16 protein-coding genes are annotated in these 19518 nt (G+C 56.1%); 8 read left to right on the forward strand and 8 right to left on the reverse strand.

Going from position 1 to position 19518, the window contains the following annotated elements; translation table 11 throughout:
• The first annotated feature begins 116 nt into the window (after positions 1-116).
• The 4 genes from AC07VY_RS22190 to AC07VY_RS22205 all read left to right on the forward strand — a co-directional run bounded on the left by AC07VY_RS22190 (position 117) and on the right by AC07VY_RS22205 (position 8266).
• Complete coding sequence (locus AC07VY_RS22190) at positions 117-1472, forward strand: hypothetical protein (protein WP_495119504.1); 1356 nt, start codon at positions 117-119, stop codon at positions 1470-1472.
• A gap of 50 nt (positions 1473-1522) precedes the next feature.
• Positions 1523-2236 carry a hypothetical protein gene (locus tag AC07VY_RS22195; RefSeq protein WP_495119505.1) on the forward strand — a complete coding sequence of 238 codons (714 nt, stop codon included), beginning with the start codon at positions 1523-1525 and terminating at the stop codon, positions 2234-2236.
• A gap of 8 nt (positions 2237-2244) precedes the next feature.
• Positions 2245-7149, forward strand: coding sequence for a hypothetical protein (locus AC07VY_RS22200; protein WP_495099350.1), 4905 nt, complete (start codon positions 2245-2247; stop codon positions 7147-7149).
• A gap of 178 nt (positions 7150-7327) precedes the next feature.
• Positions 7328-8266: a Wadjet anti-phage system protein JetD domain-containing protein gene (locus AC07VY_RS22205; protein ID WP_495099351.1), complete on the forward strand. Its 939-nt coding sequence runs from the start codon at positions 7328-7330 to the stop codon at positions 8264-8266.
• A 296-nt stretch (positions 8267-8562) separates the two neighbouring features.
• On the opposite strand, the gene AC07VY_RS22210 is transcribed toward AC07VY_RS22205, so the two are convergent.
• From AC07VY_RS22210 to AC07VY_RS22225, 4 genes are all read right to left on the reverse strand, one after another.
• Positions 8563-10218: a tetratricopeptide repeat protein gene (locus AC07VY_RS22210; protein WP_495099352.1), complete on the reverse strand. Its 1656-nt coding sequence runs from the start codon at positions 10216-10218 to the stop codon at positions 8563-8565.
• On the reverse strand, positions 10215-11375 hold the full coding sequence (locus tag AC07VY_RS22215) for a protein kinase domain-containing protein (RefSeq protein WP_495099353.1): 1161 nt from the start codon (positions 11373-11375) through the stop codon (positions 10215-10217). The genes AC07VY_RS22210 and AC07VY_RS22215 overlap by 4 nt, the downstream gene beginning before the upstream one ends.
• Before the next feature lie 313 nt (positions 11376-11688).
• Positions 11689-11826, reverse strand: a complete 138-nt coding sequence (locus AC07VY_RS22220; RefSeq protein ID WP_495099354.1) for a hypothetical protein — start codon at positions 11824-11826, stop codon at positions 11689-11691.
• 145 nt (positions 11827-11971) lie between these two features.
• Positions 11972-12244 carry a helix-turn-helix domain-containing protein gene (locus tag AC07VY_RS22225; RefSeq protein ID WP_495099355.1) on the reverse strand — a complete coding sequence of 91 codons (273 nt, stop codon included), beginning with the start codon at positions 12242-12244 and terminating at the stop codon, positions 11972-11974.
• 174 nt (positions 12245-12418) lie between these two features.
• Here AC07VY_RS22225 and AC07VY_RS22230 point away from each other — a divergent pair, with 174 nt between their 5' ends.
• Entirely contained in the window at positions 12419-12958 is a 540-nt protein-coding gene (locus AC07VY_RS22230; RefSeq protein ID WP_495099356.1) for a hypothetical protein, read from the forward strand.
• Positions 12959-12981: 23 nt separating this feature from the next.
• Here AC07VY_RS22230 and AC07VY_RS22235 read toward each other — a convergent pair whose 3' ends face one another.
• Entirely contained in the window at positions 12982-14904 is a 1923-nt protein-coding gene (locus AC07VY_RS22235) for a hypothetical protein (RefSeq protein WP_495099357.1), read from the reverse strand.
• 318 nt (positions 14905-15222) lie between these two features.
• Here AC07VY_RS22235 and AC07VY_RS22240 point away from each other — a divergent pair, with 318 nt between their 5' ends.
• On the forward strand, positions 15223-15453 hold the full coding sequence (locus tag AC07VY_RS22240; RefSeq protein ID WP_495099358.1) for a hypothetical protein: 231 nt from the start codon (positions 15223-15225) through the stop codon (positions 15451-15453).
• 80 nt (positions 15454-15533) lie between these two features.
• Here the strand turns inward: AC07VY_RS22240 and AC07VY_RS22245 are convergent, their stop codons facing one another.
• Both AC07VY_RS22245 and AC07VY_RS22250 read right to left on the reverse strand, forming a co-directional pair.
• Positions 15534-16397 (reverse strand): DNA/RNA non-specific endonuclease, encoded by an 864-nt coding sequence (locus AC07VY_RS22245; protein ID WP_495099359.1) that lies wholly within the window; start codon positions 16395-16397, stop codon positions 15534-15536.
• 85 nt (positions 16398-16482) lie between these two features.
• Positions 16483-16848: an H-NS histone family protein gene (locus tag AC07VY_RS22250; protein ID WP_495099360.1), complete on the reverse strand. Its 366-nt coding sequence runs from the start codon at positions 16846-16848 to the stop codon at positions 16483-16485.
• A 212-nt stretch (positions 16849-17060) separates the two neighbouring features.
• On the opposite strand from AC07VY_RS22250, the gene AC07VY_RS22255 reads away from it, so the two are divergent.
• Entirely contained in the window at positions 17061-17948 is an 888-nt protein-coding gene (locus AC07VY_RS22255; protein ID WP_495099361.1) for an SGNH/GDSL hydrolase family protein, read from the forward strand.
• A gap of 124 nt (positions 17949-18072) precedes the next feature.
• Here the strand turns inward: AC07VY_RS22255 and AC07VY_RS22260 are convergent, their stop codons facing one another.
• Complete coding sequence (locus AC07VY_RS22260; protein WP_495099362.1) at positions 18073-18726, reverse strand: hypothetical protein; 654 nt, start codon at positions 18724-18726, stop codon at positions 18073-18075.
• A gap of 376 nt (positions 18727-19102) precedes the next feature.
• On the opposite strand from AC07VY_RS22260, the gene AC07VY_RS22265 reads away from it, so the two are divergent.
• The gene (locus AC07VY_RS22265; RefSeq protein ID WP_495099363.1) at positions 19103-19516 is read left to right on the forward strand and encodes a PAAR domain-containing protein; all 414 of its coding nucleotides are present in this window, start codon (positions 19103-19105) and stop codon (positions 19514-19516) included.
• The last annotated feature ends 2 nt before the right edge of the window (positions 19517-19518 follow it).

Here is a 19518-nt window from a genome sequence, read left to right on the forward strand (position 1 = left end):
ATAACTGTGAAAGTATACAGTTCAATGCGCGCTGCTAGGATTAAATCGGTAACAATTATCCAAAAGGATATGTTATCGTTGTAGATAACTAATGCAGATGACAAACTTACCTCGCAATGGACTGCATCCCACTACTGCGATTGAGCGCACGGCTGGTCGACCTTCACGATGCCCAGCGAGAGCCCGGCAATGCGCCTGTTTACACGCAGGAAGAGCGAGCGGGCCTGCGTGACGGGCGATACCTGGATTTGGCTAGTCATGTACTCGACGTACTTCGGGCCTTTTCGCATGAATCCGGAAATGCGTTTATGGGGTTTGACGCGCTCCTGATTTCAGTCCGAGATGTTTCGCCGGACGTTGATCCCGACGACCTGCGCTACGTGCTAAACGTGCTTTCGCGCCCGACTGAGTTATGGGTTATTGACCGTTCGGACGGTAGAGCTGATCTTGTCAGCGACAAGCAAACAAATCTGGTGGAACGGACGTACTACGCTGATGACTATCGACTCACCGCGATTGGTCGTGCTGTGGTGAGCCTCTCCTCCAACATCAGCAACTTCATCTACGCCGAGGGAGATGCCCTCAAGCTGCTACGCGCTATCGAGACCGGAGACTTCGATGTAGTACCGAGTTTCGCTGAAGGTCTGCTGGACACAATCCGGTATGCCAGCGTTGATCTCAGGCAAGAAATCGAACGGGGTCAGGTGGATAGCGAGTCCGACGTATTCAAGGTCAAGATGCCCCGGTTTCGCGATGTCATTCAAAGGACTTCCGAGCTGCTGCGGCAGGCCGAGGCAAACTTAAAGGCGTGGCGCTCCCCTGGCAACGATGGACTGGATGAAACGCTGACCGTCGACATCTTTGATCTGGAGCATCAAGTCCTTCGCGTGTACCAGGCGTTGGAATCCTTCGGCCGTGACTTGGCGGAGTTGACCAAGATGGCTGCGAAGCATCGTGGCTCCGCCGTCGCTCCAACAGACTTCCTCGGCGTTGCACTGAATCTCGTCAAACGCCCTCCGACCGATCGTCAGCTGTCTGCGTTGTTCCGGCACTTTGGCCCGCTCAGTCTCGGAGGACTGTTTCCTTCGCCAGTGGACGTCGCGGGAAGGGTGCGCGTAGCCCCGGTAAATACAGAGGCCGCCCCTGGCTTCGACACACTTGGGGGCATTCCCCAGGTTCCGGACATCCGATTGCGCTTCCTGAGCCAGTACGGTGACCTCATAAGAACGCGATTGGCGTTGGGCCCGTTATCGCTCTCAGAGGCGCTGGAGAAGGGGTGGTGTGTGCTGGACGGGCAGCCAGCGCTTTCTGAACTGCTAGGTATTTATGTGGCGCCCTGGTCTTTGGGCGATGAGGCACCCATCGAAATCCGCATCCCGCGAGGGATGGCGAGTCGGACGGTCGAGCTGCTGGGGGAGCTGATTTATTCCGACCTTGAATTGGCGAGGCAGGAAAGGAGCGCTGACGCATGAACAGAGTGGAGATGGGGCGTGTCGTGGCCTTCCTGCTTCGACACCGACGTATGGAGACGATCCCGCGTGTCAAAGGTCGTCTCGAAGAGCGCGAGCTTGCCAGGCTGTTGAATGAAGCCGGTCTTGACTCGCGGATCGAGCTTGAGGGGCTATTGCAGGGCTTTGGCTTCGAACTTGCCTTTTTCGATGGCTTCCAGACGCAGGGCCTGGCCCCCGGCGGAAAGGTTTTCCTACTTATTCGCCGCCTTGATCAGGTCAGCGCTCTATTCAGCGAACGTTGGATTGACGAGCGCATGCAGGTCAGAAATGACTCGGTCACGGCGCGACGAATCTGGTTCACCCAGCTGTGGTTCGTGCTGCTTTTCCTCTTCTATACCCGCCGCCACCGCGTTGCCACCGAGGTGGCGCGCTATGTTGAGACCACCTTTACGCGTTCCGATCTTGTTCAGGCGACGCACGAGTACATCAACGACATGGTGCGCAAGCTCGGGCAAGACGCGGTCCAGGGCGACGCCGTTTATAGCTGCCTTGTCTCGGAAAGCGGCGCCCAGGTCGACAAGTATGCAGACCGCTTCATCGAACTGATGGTGGACGGCGCGCTCATCGACGACCTCGGGACTGAGCGATACAGACAATCACTGCTCGGCGCATTGGAGTTAAAAAACAACCACCTCCAGGGGCTCGACCCCTGGATTCAGGCAATAGGGCCGCTCGAGGCCGGCCGGAATCTGCTGATACGTACAGCCGATCCTTCGGACCTTTAGGAGGCCGCATGGCGCACATCAATCGTATAGAGATCGTTAACTACCTCTGCGAGGGTTGGCAGCCCAGCATGGGCATTGCGAGCTGGCGCCCGTTGTGGCCCGCCAATGTTATTAACCTCGGCGGCGCGTCCACCGCCGTCCAGGTGCCCAATGGCGGCGGTAAAACCTCGGTGACCAACGCAATCCTCTACCTCCTGAGTCAGGACCGGGTGTTGAAGCGGAGGTTCTTGGAGCGGTGCTCACCGGCAGGTATGGTCGCCACCCACATCCGAGTTGAGTTCGCGATCCTGCTGGACGAGGACCTCACCCAGCGGGACCTCATGACAAGGAGTCTGCAGGAGTGCCCTGCTGAGACGTACGTGATTGGCGTCTGCGCAAACCGCGACGATGACAATCCTCGGTTCTACCGTTATCCAGGCTTTCTGGAGGAAGCTCCGGCGAGTCGGATGGAAGGCACCGTCATCCAGTTCACCTCCGCAACTGAACTCCAGGCTGTTGTCAAGAAGATCAGGGGTGCTCAGTGGAATGCTTGGCACACAAGCGCCGAATGGAGCAAGGTCGTCGGCATGTTTATGAGCCAGGAGGTTGTTCGGCAGAACGTCCACTTTCACCGGGAAGGTGCCGGGGACGCCTCGGCGGCCTTCAGCAAGGTAGCGCCTGGCCCAGGCGAGCGGTTCGACGAAGCCTACTTCCGGCAGGTTGTCGCGCCTCAGCTGCTGACCAACGTCATGGGCGATTCTGCAGAGGAAGGCGAACGTAGTGTCGAAGACACTATCTTGAATTCGATGGGCCGCTTCATTGATGCTAAGTTGCAGGTGGAGAGTAAGCAGGCATACCTTGAGCGCCGCGCGGTCCTTGAGGTGGAGTTCCAGCCGGTGGTCGAGGCTGCCGGAAAGATCCAGATCGGTTGGGCCGAGTATCAGACTCAACTGCAGAAGCTAGCGGTCGATGCGGCATTCCTTGTACGGTACACCGACTCTCGGGATGCTCGGATGCCAGGGGTTCCTCGCCCCTTGGGCGAATTTACCCTCGGCGCCGAGGTCCGGGACTGCTTGAAATCCATGGTCTTGGACAAGGACGGCAGTATCCTGATCGAAAGCGCTGGTTTGGCCGGACTATTGGGTCTGAGCACCAGCCACCTAAATCAGCTTGCTGGTCGTGGGTCAACAACGAAAGAGATGATAGGACACCATCCGACAAGTTCGCAAGTTGTTGATTTATATTGTGATAGCAAGTTTTCAGGTGGTCATGGAGGACGGCGGAACGCGCTTCGCTACTATGGCCTTCAGGCTGCGCGGGAACTCGCTTTCCGACGAGCTGGAGATTCAGCCCAGCCTGTTTCAGTGCTCGAACAAGCGTTTGAGTTCGCAAGCAACACCGTCGACACCAATTCCTGCCGACACTATTATCGAAAGCTCTTGCTGCAGAAGGAAGTCCTGAAGGCTGACATCAGCACATCAGAGCGTGAAGGTCGAGAAGCCGAGACCGAGAAGGAGCGTCTGGAACAGCAGGTTAGGGAGTGGCAGGAGAATCAAGGGGCGTACCAGGATTTCTGCGCGCAGCTGCCCCTCATTCCCCACGAGTTTCATGGTGCGCCCAGTCGTGTACCGGATTGGCTCTCTGCTCAGTCCAAAGACCGTAATAATGAGATCAGTCAGCATGTTGAGCGTGTAGGTCGACTCTCTCCGGGCTGGGCGGAATTCAAGTTGGTCCGCGCGGAACTTGGCCTTATATCCACTGAGCATCAAGTCGCTGATCTGAAGGCGGAACGTGCGACAGTCGAGCGCAATAAGGCCGCGCGCACTTCTGACGTCGAAAAGGCCCAAGGGTGGCGTGATGCCGCTGCAAATGCGGCCAAAGGCCTGCAAACAGATATCTCGACGACAGCTGTTCAATACGGCTTGTTGTCTGAGCACAGCCACGCCTACGATGCATTCGTCAACATCTTTGGCGATGTCGATCCGTTGAAGGTCGGACCGCCAGAGGTCGAACAGCGGCGCCTTCACCAGCAAAAGCAGCAGGCGGAAGGTATACGTCACATGAAGTCAAAGGTGTTCGAATCTCTGCAAGCTCTTGCAAGTGCTGCGAAAACTTTCAAGGAGTTGTTCGGCGAAATCGACCCTCACCTGGCGGACCCACAGCGGGACTTGGACCGGCTTCTCGAGGCGCAGCGCGTCGCTGACGCGCTCTTCACCCAGCACCAACCGCTTGCCAACAGCCTTGAGGATCACCTTGCGCGCACCGGGCAAGACCCCGCAACATGGATCCGTGAAACTGACGTCGCGCATGCAGACACGCTCGAGAAGGAACGATGGGCCCGTACTGCAGTCGATGAACTCGACCGCGAATTGTCTGCGCTTGATGACATCAAGCAGGTTGCCCACCCAGATTACGTCGCTGCACACGAAGCCCTCGCAGAGGCGGACGTGCAGGTTACTCGCGTCATGGATGTCATCCTCGGCCTCGGCTTTTCCAAGGATGAGACGCTGCCGCTGCTGTCGGCTTTAGGTCCCTTGCTGGATGCGCCAGTCGTACCCGAAATGACCCAGGCCGAATCCGCATTGTCGGTTTTGCAAAGCGGTGAGCACGATGTGCCGCTGTTTCTGCTCGCTCCGCTTGCTGCCTTGCTGAAGAGGGGACCGGACCGTGAGACATCGTTGGCCGCCTCACTGGATTTTTTTGCCGGCGCGAAGTCTCGCCGAATACGCGCGATTCTCGACCCACAGGCGCTCGAGGAAGAGCGGCAGGACCTTCTGCAAAAACGCCAATTGCAACTGACGTTGGCGCAATCAGCGCAGGAGGAGGCGAAAGCATATAAGCCGCACACCGACGTGTATCGCCAGGCCTTGCGAGCACAGGACGCGATGAAGCTGGGCTCGGTCGACAAAGCCAGAGCTGCTCAAGACGAACTGGCAACACTGGAGCCACGTCTTCAGGTTGCCAGACGGCTGGTCACGCAGGCGGCCTTGTTGGCGCTTCAGGACGCCAAGAAGTTTGTCGACGCTGGCGGCCACGAGACGTTGTCGGTTTTGGGCGGCGAGATCGAGGAACTGGCAGCTAATCTTGTCGGCATTGAGGAGTCCCTGGCCCAAATCTCGCTGCTGCTGACGCATGGGGCTGTCGTGGCCCATGATGGTGCGCGAAAGTTCATCCAAGGCGGTGGCCATCAGACGCTCCAGGCGCTGACCGAGAAGCGCTCATTGCTTGAACGGCAACTTTCAGCTTTGGAGGCAGAGTTGCCGATTCTTGAAACCAGGCTGGGGACGCTCCGAACGGAACTTGACCTGGCCCAGGAAAGGGAGCTCACTTTCATGTCAACCTTCCAGATGACCCTGAGCCGGCTGGAACGGGCGTTGGTGTTTGAGTCCGATGGGAGCGCAGCCTTCATGGAGCGCCATGACGAAGTCCGTGGGAAACTTGAGCGTGCCCGCGACGCGCTTGATCCCTTAAGGTCGATCAGTTACCACCGTGCTCAGGCGTTCAAGGATCATCAGGGGCAGGACGAAGTCACGTTGCAGCGGCTGATCGGCGAAGCCAAGAGTCGCCGCATGACAGCGACAGCCAAAGCCCAACAGCTTACAACTACCGTCGAAAGGCTTGAGGGCGACATCATCGAAATGCAGTTGGCGACGGACTCCCTCCATGAGCTTGCGTACTTTCTTTGCGCTCGCCGGAACACCGTTGCTCCGTTTGAAGAGGATCTCAAAACTCGCGAAGTCGGTGCATCGAGAGCAGAGTCCCATGCCGCCTATCTGGCGGCGGAGAGTATCCGGGTGAGGTTGCTTGACTGGCGCCCGGGCCAAGGATCGTTCGACCGCGCGGCTCTGGGAGCGCTTCGGGAGGAGGTCGAAGCCATTGACGTCGCTCGCACCGGCAAAGAAGTCGCAGAAGCTCGCAAGAATGCGACACGCGTCAGTGATCGCTTTGAACAGGTGCGTGACAGCTTTTGCGTAAAGGCGCGGGCATCGAACGATGGCGGTTTCTCTGAAGCCGAGATTGAGGCTATCCAGGAGGCCCGCAATTCTGAGCAGCTTGCGGCTCTTGCAACCATTGGCAGCCGGCTGCATGAGCAGCTGAAAATAGAACAGTCCGAGCTTGAAGAGCTGAAGCACTCGGCAGTTGTCATCGAGTCTGCCAGTATTGAGACGCTAGCCCGCCTTGTGGAAACATCTAAGAGCAACCTGTCGACAATGAATTCGGTGATGGCGAGGAATCCCAATGCCCGTTTCACCATTGATGCCGATGTGATTTCGACCGAAGACATTATGCGACTCATGGAGGACCTTCGCGATCACATCGAGGGACGCAAGCGTGAGGCCAAGGCTCGGCAGCAGCTGACCCGTAGCGTCAATGGCATTGACGCCAACCTCGGCGCCGACGTGCGTCGGGCACTGATCGAGCGCATCTTTACGAAACCTTCGGTTCAATTCCGCCACGTAGGTATGTGGGATGGCGAGACTCGGCCTGTCCAGCCTTCGTTGTCTGAGGGTCAGAAGTCAGCGCTACAGATGCTTTGGCTCATCCGCGAGTCCGAATACCACCTGGAGTGCGCCGTGCGACGCCATCTTGGCGGCGGCTCCAAGAAAAAGCTTCGCAGTCGTTCGCAGCGGGTGCTCTTCTTCGATGGGCTGTTCAGTAACCTGACCGACCGTACACTCATCGACGAGGCGTTCAAAGGGCTGGGCGAAGCCGATAGCAACCTGCAACTGGTTGGCCTGATTCATAACCCGGAGTACCGGAACAACTCCACCATCTTTCCGTCGTTCGTCGTCGGGAGGCGCGTTGGCCGACGGGACGTCGATGGCGAACGTAGTTATGTCAGGTTTGATGATGGGCGTCCTGACGGTTCAATCGGTCTTGCCACGTTCATGCACAAGCACCTGCCAGCTGCCATGGGAGCGGACGGTGGATGAGACCTGCGAGCTACTACTTGCATGGCTACGAAGGCGTTCAGGCCATTTCGGTCGTCGGCTTAGGGCCGCCGTCGTCGCGCAGCAAGCGGCGGCTGCCCTTCGGACGGATCGAGTTTCGATCTACGGAGCCTTGCGCGAGCTACGCGCGGCCGGCTTGGTTTCGTACACACCGGACACGATGGGTTTTCCATACACTGGGTTTCTGTCGGTTATCGCTGCGATTGTCGAGGAGCCAGCCACAGAGTTTGCCTGGCGGAGCGCGCTCGCGCAGAGCGCCGCCGATGCTGAGCTCTACGAGGCACTGCTGACGTCACACGAGTTGTTCGACGGACTCGAAGCAGTCGACATGCAGCACGTAATTGCCGGTCTCATTCGGATTCGCGAAATGGCTCCCTCCCTCGGGAGCACGTTCGGCTTCAGTTTGAGCGCTCAGCAAGTGTTGGGTTCGTCAAAGGCATTGAACCGCTTACCGCTTGCAACGCTCAGAATGTTGGGTGTCGAGCGTCTAGCATCAACGCCGCGCTACTTGGTCGTAGCCGGACCAGCCCAGCCCAATGGAGTGCTTCTCATCGAGAACACCACCAGTTTCGAACTTGCGGTGAAAGCAGGCCTGGACGCGGAACTGGCGCTGGTCGCGGCGTACGGCTACGGTCTCAACATGATGTCGGACAGCAGTGCGGGTCTGGCACTGCTGGAGAGTGTGAGAAGCAGGGGCTGCGAAGTGCTTAGCCGAACCGGCCGCGGGCACGATCTGGCGGAGTTGTTTGCTCACCAGCGCACCTATTTTTGGGGAGATCTGGACCGCGAAGGCTTACGCATTGCGCTTGCCCTGAAGCAACACATTCCCCAATTGCAGCTAAGTGGGCTGTACCTGCCAATGCGTGCCATGGTCAGTCAGCGCGAGACCTCTCATCCGTATTCCTCATTGAGTGGCAAGGCCCAGCAGGCACCATGGACGCTCACCGGCAATGATCTGTTCGACGAACTCGCTGCTTCCTGCGAAGTTCGGGCCGTTGACCAAGAAGCGGTGGATATAGGTGTCAACAGATATCTGGGATCCTTGTCCATTTCAGAGGCATCTTCGAAATTCCTTGGTAATATTGTTGGCGCCGCTTGAATCCTGACATTGCGTGCAGATATCCTGGTGACACACGAGGCGCCGTCATGCCACCCAATGGGAGTTGAGGCATTGGATGTTCTTGCTCGTTCCCTGCAAGTGGCTCGGACATTCCATGGCCACCACCATGACGACCGGAGTGAGGCCTACAGCAAGGTTCGCGACAAGCTGGGTTTTGACGCCAGGGGCGTGAATTTCTGCGCGATCAAGAATGGGCTGGGCGAAGTCATTTATCGAGGGGGGGTGTGACAGAGAGGTCACTGTCAATGGATTAAATCTAAGTCGTGAGGAACACTTTAGGAGTTCTTCTCATTACCTGACAGAACTATCAACCCGGGCGCACCGATAGATGTCACACCAGTTCGCTCTGTAAGTGTGTTGGTTGCTGGATCAAAAACCCACTGACTAAGTCTCCGTTTAGGTGCTAATTCAACTTCAGGCGCCTTAACAATCGTCTCACTATGGATTTTCAAGAGCATGGTGCAATCTGAAGATCCATATTTTCGCAACGTATCTTTTGTCTCTGCGATCAGAAGCTCAATATTCGGGTTTCCATTTTCCTCTGCATATAACGCTTGATTAAGCTTGCAAAAGCCGGCAGCGCCAAACTCCTTCCGCTCAATGAATGTGGCCACCGCATTTCGATAGAGTAAGTCCCCGCGCTCGAAATTTCCGTGTTGGTACTCAGTGAGGCCTTCAGTTGCAAGTATGTATGGCTCAGCGCGCTTAGGGTCGGTCGCACGAAGCCTCTTGATAGCATGGAGAGCTCCTTCATAGTCCTTGCGACGCGTTTTAACGAATGCGAGATTGATAAGAAGACCGTTGTCAGCAGGGTCCGCCAACAAACCAGCGTTGAGCCAGTGCTGAGCCTGTTCTAGATTGCCCTGGTAAGCCAATATACAGGTGAGTAATTGAACTGGTCTGCTGGAGAATGGTTCTTGGCTGTGCCACTCTACTGCTGACTTTAGTGCGTCAGCGGGACTTCCATAAACCCACGCTTGCAATACTTGGGCTTCACTTGACTTGGAAATTGCTCTTTGGATTGCAGAGCTTTGGAGTTCCACTCCAAAGAAATTTTGCATATCGATAGCCTGTGCCATCACGTTGTCGTTAGGCGCGAGCAGCGCCTTACGCTGAGCTTCGCGTGCAAGTTTCATGTTCCCTGAAACAAGCTCCCGCATTGCAATCGCCCCGGCAAGCTCGGTAAGGTGCGCAGCCGGCATTGCTTTATTGTCTAGCAGGAAGCGCCTCCCTTTTGCAGCCATCAATGAATCATTGTCGGCCGCATCAGCAAGTGCAATTTCACTTGCCATTAGCCACGGATCCACTAGCGTACGCGGATGCTTTCTAATGATCGAATGCGCATACCCAGCGTGCCCAGAATGGACAAAGAATCGAGCCGCAGTTCTGAGAACTATCCTGTTATTTGGGGCCTCCATCAGGGCCGTGCGTATCGCGCGCTCTGCTGCATCGATCTTACCGACCGCCGCCTGAAGTTGCGCATAGTCAAGCAAGGCGAGAGGATTACCTTGATCTGTACGAAGCAATGCCCTTAGTCGGCGAATAGGCCCTTGAAACGGCTGCCATGGAGTACCTCCTGGTGCCGGTGCTGAAACTAGGGCCAGTACCGGCTGCTCATGCGTTTTGGCAAGATCGGCAACGAAGCGCGTCTGTACGGAAGTCAATACTTGGCCAGCTCGAAGTGCCTGATACCCGATCTTAAATACCGTTTCGGATAGCTCGGGATGAACACTGAATGACAGCAGATCGCCCATTACGCCAGGATCGCTGGTTTCCGTCCATAAGCGCAGTACTTTGTCGAACTCATCGGCAGACCCAGCAGGCAAAGGCCGCTTAAGCTCGGTCAGAGGCACCGCATCAGGTGCACTAAGGGTGGCCGCAGTTGAGCGCCACTTGGGTATAAGACGACGCTGAGGCAAGTTCACGGTCATGCCAGTGCTTTGCCTCGCTCTATAGCTGCACATCTGCCTGCGAGCAACTCAAGCCGCTGGTAAATGCGGTCTATACCCACGGGGCGACCAATTTGTCGACGTGCTTTGCGATCCCCCCTAGCTGCGGGATCGGGATGAGTGAGCACCTTCGCAATATCAATTACCTCATCGGCTATATCCGTCTGCAAAAGTGGTCGAAGAACTTCTTCAAACACTTCAACAGTTGCATTCAATATAACGGGGACCAAATCTGAATCGTAGGCACCACCCCACACGCCGGGCTGAAACGCTTGGGGTAGTCGTTGAGCCATAAGCGTTTGAAGTGGTAGCCCCGTGAATAAGAAGACAAGAAGACTACCTAGCATGTAAGCATCTGATGCCTCTCTTGAGTCGTTCCAATCCTGAGGCACATGTCCATACCATCTTTCCGGAGGGGAATATCTCAGATCACCAGGCCATGGATACGCATCGAAAGGCCCAACTGCGTGGCGACGAACTACGCGCCCAAGATCTCCCACCTTCATTGGCGTACTCTTTTGACCTAATAAGCTCGGTTGCTCTTTAACTGCGATCACGTTAGAAGGCTTTACATCTTGATGTGCAATTCCACCTTTGTGAAGTTGTGCTACGGCCTTGGCCACATCTCGTAAAACGAAGAGGCACCAGGAGCAACTGTTTGATTCGGTTTTATGGACTAAACGGCGAAGATCGTCGTCACCCGCCTCCATGATCAAGCAGGAAACGCGATTCAATGGATTGGTGGGATCGCCTACGTAGATGTATTCATGGCCGATGTATTGCAGTACGCGGTTCATGCCCTGATTGGCGCAGTACTGCAGTACATCCTTCTCGAACGTGGACTCTCCAATAAGCTTACCCAATTCAACGATTGGATCCGCCGCATTCATAGCCCCTACAAAGTCAACCGCTTTAATAAATGCTACATCGCTTCCCCGGGAGGCGATGTAGCCCGTGCCGAAATTGCTACCAGAGGAATTTGGCGTTGCCTGTAGCATTTGATCAAGACGCCAGCCACTTGGAAGTGTTTGCCCCAACAATTGCTGCCGTGGCGTCAATGGTGCATTCGTTTGCGCGGCCGCTGAAGCGTATGGGTTAGCTGCTGAACCAACGAGGGTGACAGGGGGTGTTGAGCTCATATCATTAAGTTTGTTTGCAGCTCACTTTACTTTGCGTTGACTATGAAAGTTCAAGGATGAACAAAAATACATATTCCAAGCAACGAAGTAGAGTCTGGTCAGAATTGCATTTCACAAAATTGTGCCGCTTCGGGCCACAGAACACGTGGTCAGCTCGACATAGACACACAATGCCAAGAAGCTGCCGTTTCCCACAGGGGGCGGACAGTTAACAAGCTACTGCCTCGTGACAATGTCTACATGTAGGCTTTGAAGAATGGCGAGCATTGAGCAATGTTGCCTCATGAACCAATATTTTGGTGGCCTAGACGATTTATCGCGAGTGAATTGGCAAACGGAAATCGATAGGACCGTAGTGCATGCGTATATAGCCGAAACCCAGCGCAGCCAGCAAGGCTGCAATGGCCACGGTCCAGCCAATGACGGTCATGACGGAATTGAGAATTTTCACAAGATACGATTTTCTGGTTTACGGTCGTTTTAGTTTACTGTCGGCCATCATCAGATAAATCTCGATGGGCACGTGGTTGTAGCGAGGGAGTGCAGGCGCGCCTTGCCGACGGTTGGCACTTTCTGGCTGATGTAATCCAGCTTGTCTAGCTGGGCTTCTTGGCCGCACGCAACTCTTTTTTGTACCGCCCCATGACCTCCTGCAACAGATCCACCGGATCAACGGCCAGGCCCTCGGCGATTCTCACGAAGGCTGTCAGGCTGGGCTGATTGGCCGCTGTCTCAATCTTCCCAATAAAGGTCCTGTTCAACTCCGCCTTATCGGCCAGTTCTTCCTGACTGATTTCCAAGCCCGCCCGTCTCGCTTTCAGCTCGGCGGCGAGGGCCTTGAGCAAAGCGTGGTTCTGGGCGGTGCGCATGCAACGACTCTCGCCAGTTTGCGCACTTTATGCACCCGCATATATGGTACAAATAGACATGCAGAACGCCGTTTGCGCATGTATCTACCGGGGAGGTGGTGGTCGAGGTGGTTCCCGATAGATCTACAGCCAAACGGCGGCAATTCAGAAATCCAGCCCTGGAAGCCCATCAGCATGCTCGATGCACAGTTCGAAAAAATAACCGTCCAAGATGTCCTGACTGAAGCAGGCGAGTACGACCGAGAGGAAGAGGGGCACCGGCTCTATCTTCATATCGACTTCCAGCAATATGGCCGATTGAAAAAAGTCACTGTGCACGGGGCCTTAGCAAGCAAAGTGGACGCGGCGTTACAGTCTCAGTCTGAATGCGTGTTCCATCTTGCCAAGAGCCGGCAAGGCGACCCCGATCTTTACCTGTTTGGGATTTCGCTGGAGCCTGGCAAAACCTTTGTCCAGGATGTGGACGATCCGGCGATAGACAAAGCGATCAAGATAATGCGCTATGCCAAGAACCTTCCCTTGATCCGAGGCTTGTTTTATGTAGTCGCGGGCCTGCCGTTTTGCCTCATCATTGTGGGGTTTCGGATCGTGGCAGCGGGACTGGAAGAGTGCTACCTTGGCCTGAAGCACCGCAAATTCATTGCTCTCCAAGAGAGCAGGGTGCTGTTCATGCGGCAGTGCTGCCGCGCTATGACGGGGCTGATTCGGTTGTAGAAAGCCCAGTGATGGGTGACGGATCAGCTGGTTTGTAGACTAGGAAAATATCTCGGGAATTTCTCGACAAATGATTTTTGAATCCGTTCGGCCAGTTCTTCCGATGTCGAGATGTCGTTGTGAGTGCTTTTAACTCCACGGATCCACTGGCCATCGTGGCATTCATATTCCTTGGTCCTTTTGTCGTAGGCTGGCCAGCCACGGCGCTCCACAATGGAGGTGGCAATCAGGGCCAGCAGTTCCCTGGAGTCTCTAGCCGGATCTAGAGGGAATGCCGCAATACCGAATTGCTCGGCATCGGCAATGCGTCCGTCCAAAAACTGTAGGCGCCGTTCAATCTCCACGACCAGGCAGCTGCCAACGTTTGGAATACGCACCACGATCGAGCAAAGTTGGCGAGATCGGGTTTTCGGCTCCCCTTGGGCATCGGATCCAGTAGTAAAAGTGGCCCAGCGTGACGGGTTTCGTCTGGTGCTGGGCGTGAAATTCAAAAGATGTAGCGGCAAATTTTTCTGAACACGCAACCCACGCTCTTGCAAGAATGGAATCGCGTCGTACAACATCGCGACCGTGGATTCCTTGGTCGGAAAGAAGGGTTCATCCGCTACCGAAATGATTTCGAGGGGTATGGCTGCGGAGCTGGCTCCCCGCGGTTCGGCGGTAGACATGGTCTGTGATTGCACCTGGACGACCCGGGGCTTCTTTTGGGGCACGTCGATGGGCTCGATCTTCGGTGCTTGCGACACTGGAATCTCTTCCAGCCCAATAAACCGGTGCTCATCCAGTTCAAGAACAACTGGGTCCAGGTTTTTGCCGGGTGCACCGGCATCGTCAGTAGCCGCGCCAGATTGGGCAAGCTGGGCCCTGTTGCGCACAACAAACCGTGGCATACCTCCGCCATGCGTCTGGGTTTCGCCGTCCGTTTGTGCATCTTCGTCGTCGCGATCGACCCGCCTAATGCTCGTGACCGGATTGGCAACGCAAGCCCGAAACGGGATGGGACGCTCACAGGTGTGGATTCGCGTGACGAAATAGCGATAGCCGGTGGCATTGTTGATGGGAATCTTCACCACATCTGCCGTCATGTCCACCACACCCATGAAAGGGAATGTGCATTTGATGCCGCTCTTGTTCAGGCGCCCCAAGTTGGTTTCCTGGAGCGATTGGCAGATGCTGTTGACGCTGGTTTGGGTACATTCGTCGACCAGCAGGAATGCAAGATGGCGGACATGTTCTTCATCAAGACCTGCCACACGGCGAGTTCCCACGGTGACTTCTTGGGGAAGTCGCTCTGTGGAGCAACCCTCTGGCCAAATCAATCCGTCCCAGCCGTTGGCGAACAGATGTCTGGACAGCAGGCTGGAGACACAGAAGAAGAATCGGACGATTTCGATGCAGGGAATGAGCAGGTAATAGGGGTCGATGCCGTCGATGTCCGCCATAGCAACTACATGCGAGTGTGCGGCATCCGAGTAGGCCTTCCTGCCGACGGAATACTCCGTAGATTCGACCATCCGTAGGCCGTCACCGAGATCAACGCGACCGAAGCGGGGAAGCTTTTTATCCAGGGTTAATAGTGGACTGCCTGCGGAGATGCCTCGTACCGTCTTGGCGATCGCCGGTCGACCTGACGATACAACTTTGCCAGCCCGGATGACGGCACCGATATACAGAAGCGGTAGGTACCCGACACCGACACGTATGAGGACCTGTTGGCTGCCGTCTACAACACGCGGAGACTGGATGGCTAATTGAGGGAGATTTTCGTGGCCCTGCTTAACGTCTTCTTTGGGGTCTTGTCGCACAGGACTGAGGTAGATGTCCACCAGATACTGCGCGTGGACATTGCGGGCTTTGGTAATGTTCCCGATCCAATCGATCCGCCAATCCCGATCTGTTGCAAGTGCCGCGAATTCACCTATGACTAAGTTTTCAGTTGTAGCCATCGGTACGAGTTCAAGCGCTCAAATGGCTGGCACTGTACCAAGCGCTAGTCCAATTTTCGCAGTGGCCCTGTGTCGGCATCAACCAATTGGCTTATGAACGCCGTTTGATATGGTGTTCGGCTCGTCAGCGCGTTGAGTCAAGCATGTCGATTAACCGATTGCGTTCTTGGTGTCTCCGGTATCCTTGGTCAACATGGCCACCGCGCAGCCATTGCGTAAACTTCCTGCGGGAGTCTCTCCTCCATCGAGGAAATGCGGTACAAAGCACCATATTCGCTGCCGTTGTAATTTCTGTCCACCCGCGTGAAAGGAGATGCAATGAAACTGATTCGCTTATACCGAACGCGCGTCATCAGCCTGACCCAAGGTAAACACTGGCAGGGCTGTGACTGGGTACCGGATACGGTAGAAAACCGCCAGCAATATGAAGAGCTGCTGCGTCTGGGAATAGAAAAGTTCGGCAAGGGCACGCACTGGCTTGAAGAACGAGGAGCCAAGGAGCCGGCCTACCCGAGCGGCAAGCAACTAATGGCAGAAGCTGCACAGTGAGCCGGCAGTGGGGGCATATCTCGGCGTTGACCTGTCTGGGTTACCTGTCTGAACTTTCACGTCCCAGGCAAGTGTGAACGTCACTTGAGTGCCGCACCGGGCAGCCACTCCATCCCAGTGCGTTGCTCCAGCTCGCCATAGCTGATCGGTGGCCCCGGACGGGACTCCGCTGAGTTCTGCTGCCAATGCGCCCAGGCCCTCTGCGTCGTGGCGTCGTAGACCAGTTTGAACAAATGCGTAGGCACATGCACCTTGTTGGTGCCAATCACCGGGCTTCCCGGGCCAAACACAGGCCCGGTGATGACATACACGTCCCCTTGTGCCCGCATGACGTAGGCACGCGTGTCTTCTTCAATCTTCGCCCAGGCGCCAGAATTATGTTTTGGGTTTTGCGGGACCATGTTGGCCAGGCTGAAAGACTGTGCCATGGCTGTCGGATTGAACATGTCGGCTGCAGGTGCCATATGCCCTCGGGCAAAACCTGATCCCTTGTAATCACTGAGTTCAGCGCGCTCGGCCTGGGGCAGGCGCGCATCCGCAAAGAATCGATTGGTACGCTCTTGCTCGCGGGCCTGCAAGAGAAATTGCCGGTTCAAGCGCTCGGCCACAAAGGCGGGAGTCCGCGTACTGCCGTTGTGCAGCACCGCAAAACCCTCGTAGCACAGCTCGCGTTGCTGGGGAATGCCCGGAGCCATGGGAGCGATCCCATTGGCGAAGAACTGCGGGCAGGCGGCAAACCGGGAAGATGTTGTTGTGCCACGGCTCTGCTCGGTACGTGGTCCTGACGCTGTCGGCTGCAAACCGCAGCTGGTGGTCTGAAACGCAACGATCGCTGCGGTGACCAGCGCGACACCAAAGCGGCGGACCGTCGCGGAGGGGAGATTCTGGTTGTGGCGAGAACTGGAATGGGTACTGCGACGCTTACGGGACTTCTTCTGGATCATGCGGCGCCGAGTTTACCGGGCGGGGCCACATCAAGGTGTGGACAGTTCAGTCTCACAGCGTGGGTAATTCAGAACGTCAGAACGGTTATGGTTTGACCAACAGGTCTTCGGCCATCTTGCCTGCTTCCAGGGCGGCCTTGAACCAACCCGGCCGTTTGCCGTGGCCGGTCCAGCTATTGCCAGCTTCATCTTTGTATTTGATGACGGATTCGGTCTTCTTCTTGGTCTTGTTGGCGGCGACCTTTGCGACCGAACCCGCAGCACCCGCGCGTTTGCCTTTTGCTTGCGCCCGTGTTTTGGTTTCAAACAAATCGGCAGGTGTCAGTCCATAGAAGTCAATCGCACCGCGGATACGTTCGATGACACCACCGACTTCTTTCACCTTGATGGCCGCTGCTTCTTTTTGTAGTTTGTCAATTTGACGCTGGATGCTGCTGAAGGTTTTGGCCATGGAGGTTTTTGAAGTGGTTGGAGAAGGAATGCAGAATTGGGTTTTACCCAATTTGGAGGATATCCGCATTCGATTTTAGTGACATGCGATCCGCGATGGTTTAGGAGTTGTCGCAGTCGAGCACGAGAGGGGTCCGCATTGCCGCGCCAATATTGACAGCGTTTCGAATCCGACAGACATTGTTCATCCCGAATCCAGACATCGGATGCGCCATGCCCAATATCGTCGCCAAGATCATTGCTCCCGGCCAATTGGCCCCTGTGGGCAACCAGAGTCCATTCCCCATGGAGCGGTATACGTACAAGTGTTTGGCCCAAGGGGACTCTTGGTTTTCGATTGGCGCGATTCCGCCGTGGTCCACCACGAACTTGCTAGACCAGATGGTGTTTTCTGACTCGATGGTGCTGGTGAACTGTGCGCGGCCAGGCGAAGAACTTGCGCATATGACGGATACCGTCTGGCAAAAACCTTTCTTGCGCCTTCTGCGCGGCAATCTGAGCTACAAGTGGGATGGCATCTTCCTCTCCGGCGGCGGCAACGACTTGATCGATGCCTTGCAAGCGCCGCCGACCAACAAGCCGGAGCAGCGTATCCTGCGCAGCGACTGGGGAAGTCCTGATTCTGGAGTCGCCCGGTATATCAGTGAAGACGGATGGACCGCGTTCGTGCAGCACATGGGAACGGTTTTTGATCTGTTTTTGGCCGAGCGCGATAACGGCCAGAATGCTGGTATCCCGGTGTTTTTCCATACCTACGACTATCCGACACCGCGCAATGCGCCGGCCTTTCCAGGAGCCGGTCCGTGGCTCTACAAAGCGCTGCACGATATTTATGCGATTCCACAGGAAGACTGGGTTGCGCTGACGGATGAATTGTTTCTGCGCATGGCCACCATGATGCACACCATCGCCGCAAACAGGGCTGGTATGAATCTCAACGTGGTGGACACAGCGGGAACCATCGTGCGCGCCGATGTAAATACTGCGGGTGTATCCAACGACTGGGAGAACGAAATCCACCCCACCGCACATGGCTACAGCCAGCTTGCACAGAAATGGCGGCCGACTGTGGAAGCAGTTTTAAAACTTGGTCACCCGTGACGGGTGCCGAGTACGTTTTGGATCCAGTGAAAGATTTGTAATAGACGGCGTAACGCCAAGTGCTCAATATCCCAATTTACTTTTCACAACGAAAAAAGACTTGGAATCTGTGTGCCGGCATTGTTCAGCCCAGCACCGCCATACCGGCAGCCGCACACTGCATTGCGTGAGGGAAATTTCCCGGATTTTCCGAGTAGTAGTTGGTTGCCCGGAGATAGCTCTCCATCGCTAGCCCGTCAACGACCAAACCTGGCTTGCCTATGGGTTTGGCCAAGTTCACAGGTTTGCCAGCCAGCCAGTTCAAAACTGTTGACGGCGGGCCTGTCATATTGATCCACATGGCCAGGTAGAGCAAAGCCTTGGTTTCTATGGTTCGGCCAGCCGCAGCGGCGGTATTTATACATTTGTCGAGGTCTTTGTAGATATCGCCGAGGATTGCCTCATCCATTGCGTCGACGAGGGGGCGCCCCGTAGCTGAGTCGAGTGCCTTATTGACCAATTTTGTGTCGTTGGCGCTAAGAGGATTGTTGATGCAATGTACCGACAGCACACCTTCGATGGCCTGTATTTTGGTCGGCGCGACACCGGCCGCAGCAAGGACGGTGCGAAACGTCGACTTGACGTTGTCCTGACCCGCCGCGAGGTCCCCTTGCATGAAGCCAAAACTCCCCCCGCTCTTACCCTTTCCAGCAAAGAACAGCTTGTACGGGGTGTCATCTCCGATCTCGTGCAAGCGCAGCGCCGTGCGTATTGCCGGCTTAATTGAGTCGTCGGGCATGAAGGCCTCCCTGGGAAGAATCGTGGTGGGTTGAAGACGGTGTCGATTCTGTATCCAGGCACCGCATTTTGTAAATCAAGCTCCAACAAGGAATGCCAGTGGAAGAAGCCGCTGAAGCCGCCGTCTGGCTGGCGTCGAACAAAGCTTCGTCTGTTGTGGGCCATGGCTTGGCTGCGGATGGTGGCTTCATCGCGTCTTGAGCAGGAGCCAGCGATCGACCTTCGGGAACGGTCCATGTTTTCCTGCTTTTTGATGAAGGAGCAGTCGAATGGCTCGCACCTCGCGCTGACCTAGGCCGGTTCCCTGATATTTCCCCGCTATCTTCCACAGCTCGCAGCCGCACGGTGCCGGCAGCGCATGCAACCGGAGGTAGCTTTTGGCCCGCCCCTTTATCGTTCTCGGTGACCGCACCAGCCATGGCGGCACCGTCGTCTCCGCCGACTTCACCACCAGCATCAACGGCAAGTACCTCGCCCGCGTAGGCGATATGACGGTATGCCCCCGCTGCAAAGGCCAATTCCCAATCACGGAAGGTGCCTCCACCATGACGGCCATGGGGCAGGCACCGGCACGGGATGGTGACAAGACGGCCTGCGGTGCCTCCCTCATTGCCGCGCAAAGCACCACCACTTGGAGCACTGCAAGCGATTCTGGCGCTGCGGCCGCCGCGGCCTCATCCGAGGATCTGGCTGCGGCTTCCGCGCTGGTGGCTAAGGAGGCCCCCACTATCTGCCTGGAGTGCTTGCAAAAAGCCGCTGCCAATGCCGCAGCCTTGGTGGTGCGAAGCTGAGC

It is taken from the genome of Rhodoferax sp. GW821-FHT02C08 (assembly GCF_059421805.1).

What these genes read in the sequence shown, in the direction of transcription:
- AC07VY_RS22245 (WP_495099359.1), bottom strand. Translation starts at nt 16,397, where the DNA reads ATGATCCAGAAGAAGTCCCGTAAGCGTCGCAGTACCCATTCCAGTTCT.
- AC07VY_RS22205 (WP_495099351.1), top strand. Translation starts at nt 7,328, where the DNA reads ATGGGTTTTCCATACACTGGGTTTCTGTCGGTTATCGCTGCGATTGTC.
- AC07VY_RS22190 (WP_495119504.1), top strand. Translation starts at nt 117, where the DNA reads ATGGACTGCATCCCACTACTGCGATTGAGCGCACGGCTGGTCGACCTT.
- AC07VY_RS22240 (WP_495099358.1), top strand. Translation starts at nt 15,223, where the DNA reads ATGAAACTGATTCGCTTATACCGAACGCGCGTCATCAGCCTGACCCAA.
- AC07VY_RS22195 (WP_495119505.1), top strand. Translation starts at nt 1,523, where the DNA reads ATGGAGACGATCCCGCGTGTCAAAGGTCGTCTCGAAGAGCGCGAGCTT.
- AC07VY_RS22260 (WP_495099362.1), bottom strand. Translation starts at nt 18,726, where the DNA reads ATGCCCGACGACTCAATTAAGCCGGCAATACGCACGGCGCTGCGCTTG.
- AC07VY_RS22210 (WP_495099352.1), bottom strand. Translation starts at nt 10,218, where the DNA reads ATGACCGTGAACTTGCCTCAGCGTCGTCTTATACCCAAGTGGCGCTCA.
- AC07VY_RS22235 (WP_495099357.1), bottom strand. Translation starts at nt 14,904, where the DNA reads ATGGCTACAACTGAAAACTTAGTCATAGGTGAATTCGCGGCACTTGCA.
- AC07VY_RS22200 (WP_495099350.1), top strand. Translation starts at nt 2,245, where the DNA reads ATGGCGCACATCAATCGTATAGAGATCGTTAACTACCTCTGCGAGGGT.
- AC07VY_RS22255 (WP_495099361.1), top strand. Translation starts at nt 17,061, where the DNA reads ATGCCCAATATCGTCGCCAAGATCATTGCTCCCGGCCAATTGGCCCCT.
- AC07VY_RS22215 (WP_495099353.1), bottom strand. Translation starts at nt 11,375, where the DNA reads ATGAGCTCAACACCCCCTGTCACCCTCGTTGGTTCAGCAGCTAACCCA.
- AC07VY_RS22250 (WP_495099360.1), bottom strand. Translation starts at nt 16,848, where the DNA reads ATGGCCAAAACCTTCAGCAGCATCCAGCGTCAAATTGACAAACTACAA.
- AC07VY_RS22225 (WP_495099355.1), bottom strand. Translation starts at nt 12,244, where the DNA reads ATGCGCACCGCCCAGAACCACGCTTTGCTCAAGGCCCTCGCCGCCGAG.
- AC07VY_RS22230 (WP_495099356.1), top strand. Translation starts at nt 12,419, where the DNA reads ATGCTCGATGCACAGTTCGAAAAAATAACCGTCCAAGATGTCCTGACT.